Below are 16,631 nucleotides of genomic sequence, written 5' to 3'. Positions count from 1 at the left end.
GGATGCCATGAGGAATCTCACGGTGCACGCGTACAGCGCCATGACCGGCGAGCATCTCACGCGCCTGCCGTACACGGGCTGCTCGTGGTCGGACTCCATCAACGAGCCCGGACAGCTGTCCGTGGATGTCGTATTCAGCTCGATGGCGAAACGGCTCACGGTCAACGGCATGTCATTGCATGACGCGCTGCGCCCGTGGAAGGTGATCCTCGCGGTCCAGCGCGGCCAGCGGGTGATCCACGCGGGCCCGGTGACGTCGCGCAAGTGGGACGCGAAGGGCCGCAAACTCTCGTTCACGTGCGGGGGCGGGTGGACGCTGCTGGGCAAGAGACTCGTGCTCAACCATGGGCTGGACTCGAGCTTCCGCGAGGGTGACGTGCTGGTGGACGACAATCACCCCGCCGGCGACTGGGCGCTGACGCTGACCGGCTCGTACCGCGACATCGCGCGCGGCATCATCGCGGAGACCCTCAAATGGGGTGCCATACCGTTCACGCTGCCGACGTTGGAGGGCGGCTCGTTCACCCGAACGTACGGCGGCTGGGACCTGGCCACCTGCGCGGACCGGATACGCGACCTCGCCAACCTCGACCAGGCGCAGGAATACCGCTTCACCCCGTCCCTCGATTACAACGGCCGTCTTTCGTTTTTGCTGGAGTCCGCGTCGGAGCTCGTCGACCATGAGCTCATGATCAACGCGACGCTTCCCGGCGTGCGCGCCATGCTCTCCGCCTCGGATGAGGACGGTTCGCCGCTGACGACGCAGGTGTGGGCCGCGGGCGGCAAGAACGACGACAAGACCGTCATGACCCGCGCCACCCTGCCCACGCAATACCGGGACGCGTCGATGCCGTTCATGCAATCCACGAACACGGAGCACACCACCGTGAGCGAGCTCGACACGCTGCGCACCTACGCGCGCACCCAGGCCGCACTCGGCGCATGGCCCAGCGAAACATATGAAATCCTCCTCGGCGAGGAATACGACCCGCACGTGGGCGACCACCTCGACCTGCGAGTGGAGGACGACTATCTCGGACGCCGGCTCCTGTATCTCAAGATCACCGACGTGAGCGGATCCAGCAGCTCCGACTGGCGCACCGTACAGGCAAGGGAACGCGCATGAACAAGAACCTGAAACCACTCCGCATCTCACTGGACGCGATGAGCAGACACGTGCGCTCGCAGGCCAGGCAGATCGCCGCCCTGGCCATCGAGGTCGCCGACGTGGCCGTCACGGAGCCCTCCTATGCCGGTGTGGCGATCGCGCCGATGCTGCTGTCCGCCATACTACCCACGGAGGAGAACACGGCGAGCAGTGGCACAGTGGTCGAGGCACCAGTGGATGACACGGGCACAATTCCAGCCGGGGTGGACCCGGCCGCCCCCGCCGATGACGACTGGACGCCGGAACGCCGCTACCAGCCCGGCACCGCCGACCAGATCCTCACGTCCCAGCGAACCCGGGAGGCGCAGGACCGGGAGAAGGCCGAGGCGAACCGCCCCACGGGCACGGAGATCGGACAGATCACCCGCAAACTCGACGAGCTCACCAAACAGCTGGCCGAGCAGCAGAAACAACTCAAAGCCGCGCAGGAGCTCCTCGCAGCCCAACAGGAACAGCTGAAGTCGCAGCAGGACACGTTGTCCGAGCAGCAGCGGCAGCTCAAGACGGCCCAGGACCAGCTCGGCACGCAGCAAGGCCAACTGTCGTCCATCGTCTCCCAGCTGTCCGGCATCGTCGGCAACCAGGGCGACACCGTCCAGACGCTGCAGGGCATCACCCGGCAATTGCAGTCGCAGCAGACGTACATCGACGACCTGCAGAACAAGGTCCTCGTGACCGTCAAACTCAATTTCGACACGGTGTTCCGACGGCTCGACGCCCTCGACCATCAAGGCGTATAGGAGGCAATCATGAGCGGAGTTTACGACGATGATCGCACGGTGCGGGCCGATCTGCTGCTGCGGCGCGGCTCGAGCATCCGACGGGCGGTCGTCACCGAGGTGCAGACCACGCAGACCGGCCCGTTCGCGCCGTTGGACATGAGCGGCTGGACAGGTAGGTTCGTGCTGGCCGGGCCGGACGGGACCTGGTGGTGGTCCACGGGCCTGACGCTGACTGCGGACGGCTACGCGATCGTGGACATCCCACCGGACGCGTTCAAATCTGACGTATGGTACGGACGCCGCTCTGGCATATGGCGCATGCAGGTCATGGGCACAGACCGACATGTGGAACGGATTGGCGAAGGCTACTGGCATCTGAGCTAGGAGGAGAATATGGCAAAACGGAAACCATTGAAAAAATTGACGGCGAGCATGCTTGACGAAGCTTTCCTTGAGTATCAGGCAAGGCATGGCGGCTACTATTCGTCTCAATGCGGCACCGGTTACGACGGAAGACCTTATTTTGACGCGCAACTCGAGATGGACGTCAATCTGCGGGAGCTGGCCGGCATCATCAACTGGCTACAGGGAACGTGAAGCCGAGTCGATCAGTGATTGCAATTCGTCGATGAGATTCGGGAGTAGTGTTTCGATCTCGTATTCGCCGTTTTCGTCTGAGCCGACAAGACCAGTGCTGAACATGGATTGGGGCGGGACGAAGTATCTCCTCTCCTCTCGTCCGTCAGGTCTTCGAACAGTCCAGAAGCAACGCCCGAACTGATCGCCCAGTGAGGCATTAACGGCCCCGGGAGGAGCCATCCCCCAGAGTTCCGCAGAGCCCAGATGCTTGATATAGGCTGAGCTGGACATAGTCCCCTCTTCGAGGCCGTGTTGGTCGCCGTCGCGGTAATGCTTCAGCCATTGCATCCGGGGGGTTGCCTCCAACGCGGTGAAACGACTTTCCCACTCGGGACCATGCCTTCGTTTGTTGTTGCGAAGCTTGTACATCACGCCGACCGTGTTGATCAGGGCTTCATTAAGGAACAAATCCGCGTCCGCTCCCCGTTCCCGGTATCTTTCCCAAGCTCTTTTTGCTCGGTCAAGGCTTGATTGAGCGGACTTCAGTATCTCTCCGGATGACTTGTCCCTCTTGGACGACCGTCTTCTTTTCCCCTTGGACATAAACAAAACTGTACTCATTTTCTGCAAGGAGCAATCATATGGCTGAAACAATCACGGTCGATCAGATCATCGACAGACGACGGATCATGGCGATACCGGGTACCCAGGGTAACCCAGGAGCGCAGGGCATACAGGGGCTGCCGGGCGTGAACGCGGTGCCGGCGGACCAGGCCGTGGCCGGGTACGTGTCCGGCGGTTCAAGCAACACGAATGCGGCGCTGCTGGGCGAGCCGACGCTGCTGCGCCGGTCGCGAACCCACGTGCTCATCGCGGCCGTGGATTCCACGCCGCACGACAAGGCGATCGCTGACTACGTGTGCGACGGTTTGAACGACGAGGCCGAACTGAGGCAGGCTCTGTCAGCTGCAATCGAAAGCAACGCGCCGCTCCTAGTATGCAACGGTGGGTACTGGCTGGATTCGTGGGATGATTACGGCTACATGCTGCAGCTTCCCGCAGACAGGCAGGCCAGTGTTGACATCCGTGGATTCGGCTACCCATACCGCAAGATTTCGGGGGGAACATACGAACTGACGGGCAGCGTGCTGCACGTCAGTGACCACGCGTACGACGCGATGCCGGACAACGCCACCGTGGTGGGACTCCGTCAGCGTGGCGTATATCCGGGATGCAACTTCCACATCTCCGGCATCGGCATCGACTACCCGGACAACACCAAGCCCGCGGTCGGCATCAACGGCATGGGCGCGAGCTCGTTCGCGGCGTCGCTGTGCTCTGTGAGCGTGCGCAAACCAAACACGCTGTCCACCCCGGAATCGGTCATCGGGTTCACGGGCATCCGCAGCATCCAGGTCTCAAGCTACGGGTCGGACAACCTGGTAGACCGGTGCGTGGTGTTCCTGCACAGGGTCGCCTTCGACATCGAGGGCGAGCACATGATCTGCTATCAGTGCACCGCCCGGCACTGCAACTACTCGTACGGCATCGGCATCACCGCGAACGGTTCGCGTGGATGGCACGGCTGCGAGCTGGTGCAGTGCGCGCAGGAGCTGTGCCTGAACAACATGCTCATCAAGTCCGCCTCGACCTCGCCCACTCCTCCGGTCACGATCATCGACATGACCGGGGAGATCACGTCGAAGGGCAACTGGGCGTTCCAGAGCGTGGGACATGTCGACGATTCGGGCATGACCTGGCCGGTGTCGGTCGACGCGACGTACTCGTGGGCGTCGGTGGACTCCAACCAGGTGACGCTCTCCTACGACCTGTTCGACAACGCCAGCGCGTACCGCAATATCAGGTCCAGGCTGAGCACCTACCCCCGCACGCTGTTGTACGCGACGTATGACAACCTGCTGGACGCGTCCTGGACGATATTCCCCGGACAGAGCAGACAGCGGCTGCCGCTCCCGCCGCTCGGCCAGCAGGTCAACGTCATGCTCAACAACAGCCAGGAACTGATCTCGAACGCTACGGGCAACTTCTTCAAGCTGGCGGTGGCGGGGAAGCTGTCGGGCATGACCGCGTCAGGCGCTGTGAGAACCTATGAGGTGCTGTGCTCCGCGGGCGACGGGCAGCCGATATTCAAGGCCGACGCCGCCGACATCGCAGCGGGACGGGACCTGACCTATCCCTATGCGCCAAGGAACCCGCACTCGACGCCGGCCATCTGACCTGAGGAAACGTCCTAGAAACCCAGAAGCCGCGACGCCGGTCGGCGGCCGGCGAGCTTCCTGACGGCCATCATGGTCAACAGGCTCGCCGCGACCACGGTCACGACCTGCATGGCCTGTATCGCGGGCAGCGGGGCCGAGACGAACATGCCGCCCACGTCGAACGCAGGGCTGATCAACCCCATCCACAGTATGTGCAGGTAGTACACGCCGTAGGAATCCACTCCCAGCGCGGACAACGGCGAGGGCTTGGCTGGCCGACGCATCGCGTATACGAGCAGCAGCAGGAAGCAGGAGCCGACGACGGACGTGGCCGAAAGCTGGCTGCCGGCCAGTTCGGGCGACGCCCCCGCATGCAGCAGCGCGTATGATTCGGCGACGCCCGCAGCCGTACTGACCGCGAAGCCCGCCGCCATCCATGCGGCGGGGATGCTCGTCTGGTTTTGACGAAGATGAAGGCCCATCAGGTAGAAGCACAGCCAGCCGGGGAACAGACAGTAGTATTTGGGAGGCATGCCGCCGGTCCTGATCGTCCAGGCGTAGAGCAGGACGACGTATGCGGGCGTCAGCGCGTACCATGCCCAGACCCATCGGGTGTGCAGCGCCTGCACCAGCAGCGGCGTGAGCACTGTGAGCTGGACGAGCACGAGGATGAAGTACAGGGGCATGGCCGAGAAGCCGAACACGAACTTCACCAGCGTCGCCAAGGGACGTACCGCCCCTTGGCTTTTCACGGTCTCGATGATCGTGTACACGCCCGACCAGACGAAGAACGGGATTAGCAGCCGTACCATCCGCGTCTTCATCCACGTTCCGGGTGCGCGGAGTTTGTCAATGTTGACCAGATAGCCCGAAATGAACAGGAACAGCGCCACCGGGAAGTCGATGAGCTTCTTGACGACGACCCAATAGTCATGCCCCCAGCCGGCGTAGGATTCCCCTGATTTCGTATGGATCCACACCACGGCAATGATCGCCACGCCCCGCCATAGATCCCAGTATGAGTCACGCTGCTTGGTCATGGCATCAGCATACTCCCAGTCGTCATCCAACCAATCCCGTGCCACCAGCTCGCATCATGGTTCTGGGCAGCGGGAAACAAGAATTCTTCTCAAGGAGCCCCATGTCCGAGGATTCCATCGTCGCCATCGTCACCGCGATCATCATGAGCGGAGCGCTCAGCAGCCTCGTCGGCTGGACCACCCAGCACCTGGCCAAACGCCGTGGCACGGTCACCAAAGCCGACCTCGAGGTGTTCGTCCGGCAGCTGGAGAAGGGCGACCACCATTTCGACGTCCTCGACCGGCAGGAATCACAGCTCGGCGAGGAAATCCATGATCTGAAGCTGATCGTGCTGCGCCAATGCCTCTTCGCGCACCCGTTCGATCAGAACAGCCATGAGAGCGCCATCCAGTCGGGCCGTGAATACAGCAGGATCGGCGGCAACGGGGTCGGTCACATCAGACTGTCACAACTCGAGGAGAACTACGCGCGCCGCGCGCACGACGACGACTGGGACTACACCCACGACCGACCCTAGCCATCCTCACCCAATCCAAGGCCGCTCATCATGAGCGGCCTTTTGATACCCCAAAACAACCAACCATAAGGAGACCATCATGGCCGAGATCACACAACCGCAGGGCGACTCCATGCCGCCCGACATCACGCCGATAAGCGAACAGGACTCGCTCGCCGCACTCGAGGAAACGAAGGAGGACTGATCATGGGCAATCTCAACACGCTCATCAACCGGATGCGCTACTGGTGCCAGACGGTGAGCCTGGGCTACAGCCAGAACGACCGGTGGAACATCAGACCAGGCGGGAACTGCGACTGCTCCAGCCTGGTCATCTGGTGCCTGCGCGAAGCCGGGTTCGACACCGGATCGGCCACATACACGGGCAACATGAGCGCCCAGCTCACCGCCCGGGGCTGGAGTCGAATCGCGAACGACGGGAACCCGCAGGCGGGCGACATCCTGCTCAACGACCGGGACCACGTCGCCGTATACCTCGGCGGCGGGCAACTCGCCCAGGCCAGCTACTCCGAGCACCGCACGGCGACCGGGCAGGGAGGCGACCAGACCGGCCAGGAGACCAACATCCGCGCCTACTACGACTTCCCCTGGAACTGCTACCTCAGATACACCGGCGGCACCACGCCCACGCCAACACCGGCGGCGTCGAACAAACTCACGGTTGACGGCGACTGCGGGCCGGCCACGGTACGCCGTTGGCAGCAGGTCATGGGCACCACGGCCGACGGGGTGATCAGCGGCCAGCTACACCCGGACGGCACATACGCGCGGCCGAACCTGTACGCCGTCGCCTATGGTCCGGGCGGCAGCGACCTGATCCGCGCCGTGCAACGCAGGCTCGGACTCACCGCAGACGGACTCATGGGCCCGGGCACCATCAAGGCCATCCAACGACACCTCGGCGTCACCCCTGACGGCAGCTTCGGCCCCGCCACCGTGCGCGCACTGCAATCCAGACTCAACACCAACACCTTCTAAGGAGCAATCATGACGGAGGAAACGAAACCGGACGCACAGGACCAGTCCGAATACAACACCGACAACGCCTCGGCCAGCGCGGCGGAGGACAAAACCACGAGGAAACTCGCCGACTGGGTAAAGGCCGCCGGCATCCGCGCGTTGAAGACCGCGGCCCAGTCCGCGATCGCCATCATTCCCGTGAGCGCCGTCACCATCGGCGGCGTCGACTGGATAATGGTAGCCGGAGCCGCCGCGTTGGCCGGGGTGCTCAGCCTGTTCAACAGCATCACCGGCATCCCCGAAGTCAGTGACGGAGACAGCATCAGACAAATCACCAGCAAATAAGTAAGTCCACGAATTCCACAATCACCCGTGTCGCCTTCATCTCCTACGGGAGGTGGGGGCGATTTTCGCGTTTGCTAGCCGCGTTGTGTGGGGACAAATAGTGAGTAGACTACGCGATAGGAGCCACAACAATGTGTTCTTTTTCAAGGAGGATTACATGCAAAGAGATTGGACCGTCGATCACATCAGCATCCCGCCGATAGGATTCAAGGCGCGAACGCAGGCTGACGGGTTAAGACGCATGGGCGTCGTCACGTCCGATGATGCGAGGCCGGGCAACGCCGCGTACACGCTCAAAGAGCAGGAGAACGACGATCCGACGCACGTCGTGTTTTTCACGGAGAGTTCCGACAGGTGGGACTACGTGTCCACGATACCCAATGGAGGACAATATATCCTCGAACAGTGGGAGGGCTCCAGAAGCTATGGTGACATTGGCTTCCTACGTCACACGTTCGTCAGAAGAGCCCCCGACGCCGGATACGAATATCTGGGATCGTTCGTTATCAAGGCGTTGTTCGGCGAACCGAAACACCAGATAACACTTTGGGAACGACGCTAGAAGACTCCTCAATAATTCCATGCACTTCTTCAAGGTGATTGGGTGAGTCTGCTGTCATCGTGATCAAATCTACTTTCGGCAGGGAATACCTCTATCCCCAAACCCGCCAACGGCACAGCATCAGAGAACTACTCACAATGGTCCTCATCTCCTACGGGGGTGGGGATGACTTTCGTGTTTGATGGCCGATTAGTAATTATAACGTTTGATCGTGAGTCTACCCTCTAGCAACAGCTTGTGCATGAGATTCTTACCATGATCCTTGTTGGTGATCGTCTTCCCGTATTCGTTCATAAGCCTAGTAACTTTTTGGAACATGTCCGCCTGTGCGGTCTCTTCGGAACACCAATTACCAGGGCTTTCGGACCATATATTGTAGTAGAAGATCAGACGGGCATTACTAGAGTACAGATCAACTCCATCGAAGATCGCCTGGAAGTAGGAGTAATCAGCCTCCCCTAGGGAATGACCGTAGAATTTTATGAGCTCGGTGGGTTCCGCATGGTCCACCGAAGCCGTGTGGATGATTCTTGTCTGCTCGCGATTCTTGAATACAAGGATGCGGTACGTCTTCGTGAACTGGACCAGATCCGGGTCGGACATCAGATCCTTACCATCTATGCCAAAGACCGGGCGGTTCACATTCCCATGGATGTTGACCAAATGGAAGTTATCATGCTCACTCGTATATCTGGAAAGCGGATCTGTGTAGTTGAAATCAAGGACCGACGTTTCGATGGAGTCCCCTTGCTCGCGGGGCAATTCGGATAAGGAAAGTCCTTCGATCAGGTCACTGGCGTTGAGTGCATATCTGTAGTCCTGACGACAGCACCCACCCAGATATTCTCCGAACTCGGCTTCGAGATTATGGAGTTGGTCTAAGAGGAATGCCAACACCTTATGGATGTCGATGACTTGTAATTCTTGGTCGGTAAGGTAGGCTTCTAAAAAATCGTATATTAAGGGGCCGGCCTCCCCTAATCTCGACAACTGTGACGCCCGTTCATGTTCCATCGGTTCCGAGCGCAAGCTTAGCAAAAGTCGAGGGGATAACTTCCGTTCAAAAGGATTTGAACTTTCCACAAGAAAGTTCCTGATGGCACCCTCGATGTCGCGCCATAGGCTGCTATCCCGACACGCGAGCAAAACTTCCCAGATGGTTGCGCCTTCTTTGTACAGGTCCTTGCCGGATACCTTTTTTTCGCGCTCTCCATCATCCTGTTCTGCCCCGCGTTCTTGCTGCAGTAACACCCCAAGCGAAGAAACCCTGTTAGCTCTATACCGTTGAAAGTCGCTGAACCTAGAGGGAAGACCGCATTGCAGATCGAACCCATTCCCAATCACTATTAATTGATGCATCAACTCTACCTGACCTTCACGAACATCATTCGCAGCGACAATTGCCCCACCAATTACGTTTGGAATTCTACAAGCTTTGCGAACGTATATAATTCACTGTGTTCGCACGAGGCCGCACTGAAACTCTCAACCGCTATATACATGCTTACTACGGGAGAACACGACGCATAGAAATAGTGACCATTACAACACACCATTTATGTGGTAATGGGTGTGGTACATATTCATACACAGTCTGTAACCCATTGCGATCAAACACTTCCACTAGAAACATACCGATTACCATCAGCTCCACAGGCCTTATGGGAATCGAACCGCCAACACGGCGGGTTCGATTCCCATTTTCATAGCTTGGTGCCTTTGCGGCCCTCTCGCCGTAAGCCCAAACCCAAGCAGCCCTTCTAGCAAATCACTCCACCGGCTTGCCGTCCGACCCGATGGAGGGCATGACTGTTTTGCTGCCGACTGCGGCATCGGGGAGACCTATGTCCGCGACGAAATCGTGTGGAAGGTCGCCTATCGAGGCATCGTTCATCGCCCAGTAATGGCCGTTGATGAGAATCGTGGGCGTCGCGAAGGTTCCCTGGCTCGAACGCTGCAGCTCCTTGCGCGATATCGTGTACGCAGTGACCTTCGCAACCCAGTCCCTTGTACTGGCCTTTCACGGATTGGCTCGCAACCGCGCTGTCAACCCCGGCAGCGATGGCCTGCTGGGCGATTTTCGCGTCGCTGACCGGCTGGTAATTCGTTTCCGAAGGCTGGAACTTCTCGTCGTACAAGGCGCTCATGTATGCCAGCAGATGCTCCGGATCGTGCTCGCCAACGTAGGCGAAGGAACTCGCCGCGCGCGTGGAATACTGGTCGCTGGAACTGCGGTCGAGGAAAGCGAGCGGATGCAGCTCGATGTTGGCTTGGCCAGCGTTGTACAGTTTCGTCAGGGTCGGGCTCAGCGCGCGGTCCACCATGCCGCATGAGGGGCACATCGGATCGAAGAACACCGAGACCGTGGGAACCTTCTTCGGGTCGGCACTCTTGGAGGCCACGAAACCACCGGAAACATTGGCATTCTTCGGCTTGTCCGATACTTTCTGCAACTGTGCGTATTCGCTGCCCTCGGACACCACCGTGGGGTGATTCGCCCTATAAATTACGAATGCGATAACCGCCACCAGCACGACGGCCAGAACCGAAGCAATCACGCCGATAATCGTCTGCTGACGACGCTCCTTCTGCGAAAAGCCGTCTTTGCCTAATTCCATGCCCCATCTCCATTCGCGCTGCGCGTCGTTGTGTACCGTTGTGCGCACATAGTTTGTGCACTTATGGTACCGCCTTGGGCTGGGTAATAGAGTCACGAGAAGCCCAAGTGCGACACACCGAATTGCGGTCACGAGCAAGACGTAGTAAGTTAGCTATTTGTTTGCGAGTATGGCGGAATGGTAGACGCGCTATCTTCAGGTGGTAGTGAGCGAATGCTCGTGGGGGTTCAACTCCCCCTACTCGCACCAGACAAGGCCCTGCAATCACAATGATTGCAGGGCCTTCGCATATCTACATCCGAGTCGCTGCCCGGTGCAGACACGCGCTCACATCGCCGCACCACCCCCGAAATACTGCTTGATCTGCGCTGTGGTGCCGTAGGAATTCTGCGCTCCGGCTCCGGTCGCGGCGTAGGCTGAGACGTAGGAGGCGCATTGCGCGCTCTGCGCCAGGGACAATCCGCTGGCGAGCCCGGCGAGTACGGTGCCCATGAAGGCATCGCCACATCCGGTCGTGTCGATCGCGTCCACGCGGACCGGCTGTATCCGATGCACCGAACACTGGTCCAGCACCACGGAGCCGTCCGCTCCCAAGGTCACAATCGCCCGATTGAAGCCGTAACGAGTCATTGCTGCGGCCAGATCGCGCCAATCAACCAAGCTCCAATCGCCATCCGCCGGTTCGGATATGCCTAGCAGCTGCGACATCTCGTGCTCGTTCACCAGCAGAATATCTGATGCCGCGATAAGTTCGGCCGGCAGCTGCGCCGTGAATGGCGAATCGTTGAGCAGCACCAGCATGCCCGCATCATGGCATATCCGCGCGCACATGGTCACCGTCTCCATCGGGCTTTCCAAGCACAGCCCTAGCACCGAGGAACCTGTTATGGCATCGCGCGACTCACGGACGTACTCGGTCGTCACCGAAGCATTGGACCCTGCGGAGTAGACGATGGTGTTCTCCCCGTGCGCGTCAACCGTAATCACCGTCGTGCCGCTAGGCCCGGGAACCGCATCGACATGCGACACATCCACGCCCGCATCCTTAAGGCATCCGAGCAGAAAATCGGCGTTATCATCTTGCCCGACAGCCCCGAACATCCGCGCATCGGCACCGATTCTGGCAGCTGCTGCAGCCTGATTGGCCGATTTTCCGCCAGGCAGCAGCCGCAGCGGGCCGCCGTTGATTGTCTCGCCCGGCTTCGGCAGCCGCTGCGCCACAACCGTGTAATCGGCGTTCATCGACCCGATGACCGAGACGCCGGCATGCGTCTGCGCGATGACGTTCAGCAGACGAAATGCCTCGTCACGGCCTCGAGCTGGGGCCGCAGACTGAGCTGTATCCGCAGCCCGAGCCGTAGCTGCGGCCACATGCGCAATCTCGTTCGCAGCCGAAACCGCATGCGCGCCCTCGCTCGCAAACGCAGCTGCATGCGCGTTCACATTCTCATCCATAGAAAAGCTCCTTTCGTTACCGCCCGGCACCTTAGAACGGCACGCCGCAGCGGAAGAGAACGTTTGCATACGGGGTTGTCTCCCCCGTGCGAATCACGAATTTCGCATCTTTGACGCGGGCCTTAAATCCTTCGGGACCGTCATGCGGCACATATTCGAGCGGAACGGCGAAGCGATCACTGACCCAGGATTCGGCGACAGTGCCTTGCGCCTCCTGTGCCATAAGACCGGTTTCCAGGATCAGCTCGGACTGCAGCGCGTCGAGCACCTGCTCGAAACGCGGCACGCCGAAAGCTACCGCCAGATCAATGACCTCGATGCCCGGCTGCACCGGCAGCCCGCAATCCGAGATCGCGAAAAGATCCTTATGCCGCAAGCTGGCAAGAGCGTGGGCGAGTTGGGCGTTCAAAATTCCATGTGTCAGCATAGTTCCTCCTTGGTGACACTCCTTGATGACGCGCACTATATAATAAGTAGTATGGTGCGGGCGATCCGATACGGCCCGGCCAGGCGAGGCAATACCTGCCTGGCCGGGCCATATCAGCTACCTATGCCCGGTATCAGCTACCGGAAATCACCGGATACCATCTATCACGCACGGGCCACCAGATTCGGGTCACTCGAAATCAGCGACGTTCTCCTTGGTGACGGTTTTCACTTCGATCGATTGGGTCTTCTGGACCTTCTCGCCCTTGATGAGTTTCGACGCAGCTTCGACCGCCTTCTTGCCGAGTTCCTTGGGTTGCTGCGCGATGGTGCCGACCATCTTGCCGCTCTTGACCGCCTTGAGACCGTCATCGGTGCCGTCGAAGCCGAAGATCTTGACATCGCCACCGGCCTTGGAGCCGAGGGCCTGAATCGCACCCAGCGCCATTTCGTCGTTCTGGGCGTAGATGCCGACCGCATCGGGGTTGGACTGCATCAGGTTCGTCGCCACATCAAGCGCCTGCGAACGGTCGAAGTTCGCGGTCTGCTCGGCGGCGATGGTGATGCCGGGGTACTTCTTGATCTCATCCTTGAAGCCCTTGCCGCGGTCGCGCGTGGAAGCGGCGCCCGGAGTGCCCTGCAGGATGATGATCTTGCCCTTTTCGCTGATGGACTTGGCGAGCTGGTCCGCCGCCTGAGCGCCGCCAGCCACGTTGTCGGAGGCGATGTGGGAGTTGACGTCCTCGCCGGTCACCGAGCGGTCCACAGAGATGACGGGGAGTTTCGCGGAGAGCAGCGGCGCAACGGCTGGGCCGGCCGCATCGGAGTCCACAGGGTTGATGATGACGGCCTTCGCGCCTTGGGATTGCGCGTTCTGCGCCTGATTCTGCTGGGTGGCGGAATCGTTCTGTGCATCGGAGACCTGCAGGTCGATGTTGAGCTTCTTGGCTTCGGCCTGCGCGCCATCACGCAGATCCACAAAGAAGGGGTTGTTGAGCGTGGAAACCAGCAGCGCGACCTTGTCGTTGCCGCCGGACGAGGAACCGGAGCCGCCGCAAGCGCTGGCCCCGACCATCAGCGTTCCCGCGCAGACGAGGGCAAGTGCGGCACGGATGCCTTTCTTCATTGAAATGTTCATCATGATGTGCTTCTTTCCTAATTATTCTGTTTGTTTCTGATTGTTTCTTGTGATATTTGTTGGTTGGTAGTTACGCGGTTACGTAATTTATGTGATTGGGTTTATATGACTGGGTTCATATGACTGACGACCGAGTGACAGACGCGCGATAGGCAGGTAGCCGATCGTCCCGGCCGGCTGCATAGCCTCAGCCAGCCAGAGCGACCGACGCCGCCCGGAGTACGCCCTCCCGATCAGTGCGCATCCTCCTTTCGACGCAGCGTGTCGAAGCTCACCGCGAAGGCGATGACCAGACCGATGACGACCTGCTGCCAGAAGGAGGAGACGTTGAGGATGTTCAGGCCGTTGCGGATGACGGCGAGCAGAATCGCGCCGATGAAGGTGCCTGAAACCTTGCCTTTGCCGCCGGAAAGGGAGGCTCCGCCGATGACCACGGAGGCGATGGCGTCCATCTCATAGCCAGTGGCGGCCTGCGGCTGCGCGGAATGCAAGCGCCCCGCGATGACCAGGCCGGCGACTGCGGCGAAGATGCCCGAGAGAACGAACACCATGACCTGCGTCTTATGCACGTTGATGCCTGAAAGGCGCGAGGCCTCCATGTTGCCGCCCACCGCATACATCGAACGGCCAGCGCTCGTGAAATTCAGGATCACTGCGGCCAGGACGCCCATGATGACCATCATGACGATGGGAACCGGGATGCCCAGCGCCGTGCTGCCGAAGAAGTTGACCATGCCGGAGGTCGAAACCGGGCGACCGTCGGAGATCACCAGCGTCAGTCCTCGCGCGACCGACATCATGGCCAGCGTGGCGATGAAGGACGGCAGCTTGAGGAAGGCGTTGGCCAGACCCGACAACGCGCCGAAACCGGCTCCGGTGAGCAGGCCGACGATAATCGTGAGCCACACGGGCAGCCCCATGGAAGCGCCGGTATAAGCCACCATCATGCTTGAGACGGCCGCCACCGAGCCAACGGACAGATCGATGCCCGCAGCCACGATGACGAAGGTCTGCCCGAATGCCAGTATGGCGACGGTCGCGGCCTGAATGCCTACGTTGAGGATGTTCGGCCCGGTCAGGAACGCGGGCGTAGCAATCGACAAGATGATGCACAGGACGACGAGGCCGAGCAGCGCCCCGTTGCGCGCCACGAACTTCTTGACCTTGTCGGCGGTGCTGATTGCGCCGGATTCATACCCTTCATTGGGTTGCGCTTGTTGCACGGCAGTCATTTCAGTGTTCTCCTTTATTCTCGTTGATTTCAGGTGTTGCAGCCTCCTGCATATGCGATACGGCCAGCGCCATGACTTTCTCCTGGGTGGCTTCGTTCGCCGGCATCTCGCCGCTGATATGCCCGTTGCTCATGACCAGGACCCTGTCGGACATGCCCAGCACCTCGGGCAAATCGGAGGAGGCCATCAGCACCGCGCCGCCTTTGGCAGTCACTTCGTTGATGAGTTCATAGATCTCGACGCGAGCGCCGACGTCCACGCCTCGGGTCGGTTCGTCGAGCAGCAGCACTTTGACCTTGGCCATCGACCATTTGCCGAAGACGGCCTTCTGCTGGTTGCCGCCCGAAAGCGCGCCCGTGCGCTGGTCGATGCTGGCCATGCGAATGCGCAGCTTGCTCGCTGTTTCCTTCTCGCGCTTGCGCTGACCATTGCGGTCGACAAAGCCCATGCGCGAGGTGGGAATCATGGTGGCCAGTCCTAGATTCTCGGCCACCGAGGCGTCGAGTATCAGCCCTTGATCGCGTCTATCCTCGGGAACCAGCCCGACGCCGGCGACGATGGTTCTGGCGATGGATGCCTTGGGCACGGGTTTGCCATCAACCGTGACATTGCCGGAATCGTAGGGGTCCGCGCCGAAAATCGCGCGAATCACCTCGGTACGGCCTGCACCCACCAGTCCAGCCAAGCCAACGACCTCACCAGCGCGCACTTCGAAGGAGACGCTGTTGATCTCATCGCCTCGCGTAAGCCCGTCGACTTTGAGCATGACCTTGCTTGGCTTGCCAGCCACGCGCGGATACTGGTTCTCGATGCTCCGGCCGACCATGAGCTTCACAAGTTCGGCCTCCGGCGTCGACGCCGGCACAGTGCCGACATACTGCCCATCGCGCAATACAGTGACGACGTCGCCGACGCGCGCGATTTCGTCCAAATGGTGCGAAATGAACACCATGCCCACGCCTTTGGCCTTGAGATCGGCCATGATCGAGAAGAGCTGCTCGCACTCCTTGCGCGTCAGCGCGGCCGTCGGCTCGTCAAGAATCAGAATCGACGCATCCTGCATCAGCGCCTTGGCGATCTCCACCATCTGCTGGCGGGCCACGCCCAAAGCTCCCATCGGCGTCGAGACATCCTCGTTGAGGCCGATAAGCGTAAGGGCCTCACGTGCCTTGCGTTTCATGGTGGCGCGGTCGACAAACCCGCCTTTGGTCGGCAGCGCGCCCAGGAACAGATTCTCCATGATGGAGAGTTCGGGAACCATGTTGAGCTCCTGATGAATCACGGCGATGCCGAATCGGCGCGCGGCATCCACATTCGGGATGCGAACCTCCTTGCCGTCGATTTCGATGCGGCCCCCATCGGGCTGGTAGATGCCGCTCATCATTTTGATTACGGTCGATTTGCCGGCGCCGTTCTCGCCGAGCAGGACGTGGACCTTGCCCGGTTCGACGGTGACCGAAACCCTATCGACCACTTTGGAGCTGCCGAATATCTTCGACACCCCCACAAGGGATAATTGGGTCATATTCTCTCGCTTTCCTTGCCGGAACCGGCTTCGCTGCCGGATCCGACGTCGCGTATTCATCACGCCACGGTCGTCGTCGTTGTCGCCGCTGCGGGCCATCTGCATATAGCTGGCTCGCGCGGCA

Annotated in this window: 18 protein-coding genes and 1 tRNA gene; 10 read left to right on the top strand and 9 right to left on the bottom strand. The window is 60.2% G+C overall.

What is annotated here, in order from left to right:
- The first annotated feature begins 7 nt into the window (after positions 1-7).
- From DDF78_RS08660 to DDF78_RS08645, 4 genes are read left to right on the top strand one after another with little or no spacing between them, the layout of a single operon-like run.
- Positions 8-1,126: a hypothetical protein gene (locus DDF78_RS08660; RefSeq protein ID WP_152580163.1), complete on the top strand. Its 1,119-nt coding sequence runs from the start codon at positions 8-10 to the stop codon at positions 1,124-1,126.
- A 38-nt stretch (positions 1,127-1,164) separates the two neighbouring features.
- The gene (locus DDF78_RS08655) at positions 1,165-1,908 is read left to right on the top strand and encodes a hypothetical protein (RefSeq protein ID WP_152580162.1); all 744 of its coding nucleotides are present in this window, start codon (positions 1,165-1,167) and stop codon (positions 1,906-1,908) included.
- A 9-nt stretch (positions 1,909-1,917) separates the two neighbouring features.
- Positions 1,918-2,274: a hypothetical protein gene (locus DDF78_RS08650; RefSeq protein ID WP_152580161.1), complete on the top strand. Its 357-nt coding sequence runs from the start codon at positions 1,918-1,920 to the stop codon at positions 2,272-2,274.
- A gap of 9 nt (positions 2,275-2,283) precedes the next feature.
- Complete coding sequence (locus DDF78_RS08645) at positions 2,284-2,487, top strand: hypothetical protein (protein ID WP_152580160.1); 204 nt, start codon at positions 2,284-2,286, stop codon at positions 2,485-2,487.
- Here DDF78_RS08645 and DDF78_RS08640 read toward each other — a convergent pair.
- Complete coding sequence (locus DDF78_RS08640; protein ID WP_152580159.1) at positions 2,473-3,072, bottom strand: hypothetical protein; 600 nt, start codon at positions 3,070-3,072, stop codon at positions 2,473-2,475. The genes DDF78_RS08645 and DDF78_RS08640 overlap by 15 nt on opposite strands.
- A gap of 38 nt (positions 3,073-3,110) precedes the next feature.
- Between DDF78_RS08640 and DDF78_RS08635 the strand changes: the two genes are divergently transcribed.
- A complete protein-coding gene (locus DDF78_RS08635; RefSeq protein ID WP_152580158.1) occupies positions 3,111-4,706 on the top strand; it encodes a hypothetical protein in 1,596 nt (531 codons plus the stop codon).
- Between the two features lie 14 nt (positions 4,707-4,720).
- On the opposite strand, the gene DDF78_RS08630 is transcribed toward DDF78_RS08635, so the two are convergent.
- Positions 4,721-5,773: an acyltransferase gene (locus tag DDF78_RS08630; RefSeq protein WP_152580157.1), complete on the bottom strand. Its 1,053-nt coding sequence runs from the start codon at positions 5,771-5,773 to the stop codon at positions 4,721-4,723.
- A gap of 56 nt (positions 5,774-5,829) precedes the next feature.
- On the opposite strand from DDF78_RS08630, the gene DDF78_RS08625 reads away from it, so the two are divergent.
- The 4 genes from DDF78_RS08625 to DDF78_RS08610 all read left to right on the top strand — a co-directional run bounded on the left by DDF78_RS08625 (position 5,830) and on the right by DDF78_RS08610 (position 8,113).
- Complete coding sequence (locus DDF78_RS08625; protein WP_152580156.1) at positions 5,830-6,246, top strand: hypothetical protein; 417 nt, start codon at positions 5,830-5,832, stop codon at positions 6,244-6,246.
- Between the two features lie 186 nt (positions 6,247-6,432).
- A complete protein-coding gene (locus tag DDF78_RS08620; protein WP_152580155.1) occupies positions 6,433-7,224 on the top strand; it encodes a C40 family peptidase in 792 nt (263 codons plus the stop codon).
- A 9-nt stretch (positions 7,225-7,233) separates the two neighbouring features.
- Positions 7,234-7,551, top strand: a complete 318-nt coding sequence (locus DDF78_RS08615; RefSeq protein WP_152580154.1) for a holin — start codon at positions 7,234-7,236, stop codon at positions 7,549-7,551.
- A gap of 157 nt (positions 7,552-7,708) precedes the next feature.
- A complete protein-coding gene (locus DDF78_RS08610) occupies positions 7,709-8,113 on the top strand; it encodes a hypothetical protein (RefSeq protein WP_152580153.1) in 405 nt (134 codons plus the stop codon).
- Positions 8,114-8,302: 189 nt separating this feature from the next.
- On the opposite strand, the gene DDF78_RS08605 is transcribed toward DDF78_RS08610, so the two are convergent.
- Positions 8,303-9,472, bottom strand: coding sequence for an AbiH family protein (locus DDF78_RS08605; protein WP_152580152.1), 1,170 nt, complete (start codon positions 9,470-9,472; stop codon positions 8,303-8,305).
- A gap of 401 nt (positions 9,473-9,873) precedes the next feature.
- Positions 9,874-10,731, bottom strand: coding sequence for a DsbA family protein (locus tag DDF78_RS08600; protein ID WP_152580151.1), 858 nt, complete (start codon positions 10,729-10,731; stop codon positions 9,874-9,876).
- Positions 10,732-10,894: 163 nt separating this feature from the next.
- Between DDF78_RS08600 and DDF78_RS08595 the strand changes: the two genes are divergently transcribed.
- Positions 10,895-10,980 (top strand) — tRNA-Leu (locus DDF78_RS08595).
- A gap of 78 nt (positions 10,981-11,058) precedes the next feature.
- Here the strand turns inward: DDF78_RS08595 and DDF78_RS08590 are convergent.
- The 5 genes from DDF78_RS08590 to DDF78_RS08570 all read right to left on the bottom strand — a co-directional run bounded on the left by DDF78_RS08590 (position 11,059) and on the right by DDF78_RS08570 (position 16,507).
- A complete protein-coding gene (locus tag DDF78_RS08590; protein WP_152580150.1) occupies positions 11,059-12,186 on the bottom strand; it encodes a ribokinase in 1,128 nt (375 codons plus the stop codon).
- 31 nt (positions 12,187-12,217) lie between these two features.
- Positions 12,218-12,613, bottom strand: a complete 396-nt coding sequence (rbsD, locus tag DDF78_RS08585; RefSeq protein WP_152580149.1) for a D-ribose pyranase — start codon at positions 12,611-12,613, stop codon at positions 12,218-12,220.
- Positions 12,614-12,802: 189 nt separating this feature from the next.
- On the bottom strand, positions 12,803-13,753 hold the full coding sequence (locus DDF78_RS08580) for a D-ribose ABC transporter substrate-binding protein (protein WP_152580148.1): 951 nt from the start codon (positions 13,751-13,753) through the stop codon (positions 12,803-12,805).
- A gap of 230 nt (positions 13,754-13,983) precedes the next feature.
- Positions 13,984-14,982 (bottom strand): ABC transporter permease, encoded by a 999-nt coding sequence (locus DDF78_RS08575; protein ID WP_202613253.1) that lies wholly within the window; start codon positions 14,980-14,982, stop codon positions 13,984-13,986.
- Position 14,983: 1 nt separating this feature from the next.
- The gene (locus tag DDF78_RS08570; protein ID WP_152580147.1) at positions 14,984-16,507 is read right to left on the bottom strand and encodes a sugar ABC transporter ATP-binding protein; all 1,524 of its coding nucleotides are present in this window, start codon (positions 16,505-16,507) and stop codon (positions 14,984-14,986) included.
- Between the last annotated feature and the right edge of the window lie 124 nt (positions 16,508-16,631).

The organism is Bifidobacterium tibiigranuli (assembly GCF_009371885.1).
Taxonomy (GTDB): Bacteria; Actinomycetota; Actinomycetes; order Actinomycetales; family Bifidobacteriaceae; genus Bifidobacterium; species Bifidobacterium tibiigranuli.
Note: the sequence above shows the minus strand (reverse complement) of the source record. Positions and strands in the feature narration are given on the sequence as shown.

Bases quoted from the DNA above. Each gene is read 5' to 3' on its own strand.
- DDF78_RS08635 (WP_152580158.1), top strand. From the start codon at position 3,111: ATGGCTGAAACAATCACGGTCGATCAGATCATCGACAGACGACGGATC.
- DDF78_RS08605 (WP_152580152.1), bottom strand. From the start codon at position 9,472: ATGCATCAATTAATAGTGATTGGGAATGGGTTCGATCTGCAATGCGGT.
- DDF78_RS08580 (WP_152580148.1), bottom strand. From the start codon at position 13,753: ATGATGAACATTTCAATGAAGAAAGGCATCCGTGCCGCACTTGCCCTC.
- DDF78_RS08655 (WP_152580162.1), top strand. From the start codon at position 1,165: ATGAGCAGACACGTGCGCTCGCAGGCCAGGCAGATCGCCGCCCTGGCC.
- DDF78_RS08615 (WP_152580154.1), top strand. From the start codon at position 7,234: ATGACGGAGGAAACGAAACCGGACGCACAGGACCAGTCCGAATACAAC.
- DDF78_RS08570 (WP_152580147.1), bottom strand. From the start codon at position 16,507: ATGACCCAATTATCCCTTGTGGGGGTGTCGAAGATATTCGGCAGCTCC.
- DDF78_RS08625 (WP_152580156.1), top strand. From the start codon at position 5,830: ATGTCCGAGGATTCCATCGTCGCCATCGTCACCGCGATCATCATGAGC.
- DDF78_RS08650 (WP_152580161.1), top strand. From the start codon at position 1,918: ATGAGCGGAGTTTACGACGATGATCGCACGGTGCGGGCCGATCTGCTG.
- DDF78_RS08575 (WP_202613253.1), bottom strand. From the start codon at position 14,982: ATGACTGCCGTGCAACAAGCGCAACCCAATGAAGGGTATGAATCCGGC.
- DDF78_RS08610 (WP_152580153.1), top strand. From the start codon at position 7,709: ATGCAAAGAGATTGGACCGTCGATCACATCAGCATCCCGCCGATAGGA.
- rbsD (WP_152580149.1), bottom strand. From the start codon at position 12,613: ATGCTGACACATGGAATTTTGAACGCCCAACTCGCCCACGCTCTTGCC.
- DDF78_RS08660 (WP_152580163.1), top strand. From the start codon at position 8: ATGAGGAATCTCACGGTGCACGCGTACAGCGCCATGACCGGCGAGCAT.
- DDF78_RS08620 (WP_152580155.1), top strand. From the start codon at position 6,433: ATGGGCAATCTCAACACGCTCATCAACCGGATGCGCTACTGGTGCCAG.
- DDF78_RS08590 (WP_152580150.1), bottom strand. From the start codon at position 12,186: ATGGATGAGAATGTGAACGCGCATGCAGCTGCGTTTGCGAGCGAGGGC.
- DDF78_RS08640 (WP_152580159.1), bottom strand. From the start codon at position 3,072: ATGTCCAAGGGGAAAAGAAGACGGTCGTCCAAGAGGGACAAGTCATCC.
- DDF78_RS08600 (WP_152580151.1), bottom strand. From the start codon at position 10,731: ATGGAATTAGGCAAAGACGGCTTTTCGCAGAAGGAGCGTCGTCAGCAG.
- DDF78_RS08645 (WP_152580160.1), top strand. From the start codon at position 2,284: ATGGCAAAACGGAAACCATTGAAAAAATTGACGGCGAGCATGCTTGAC.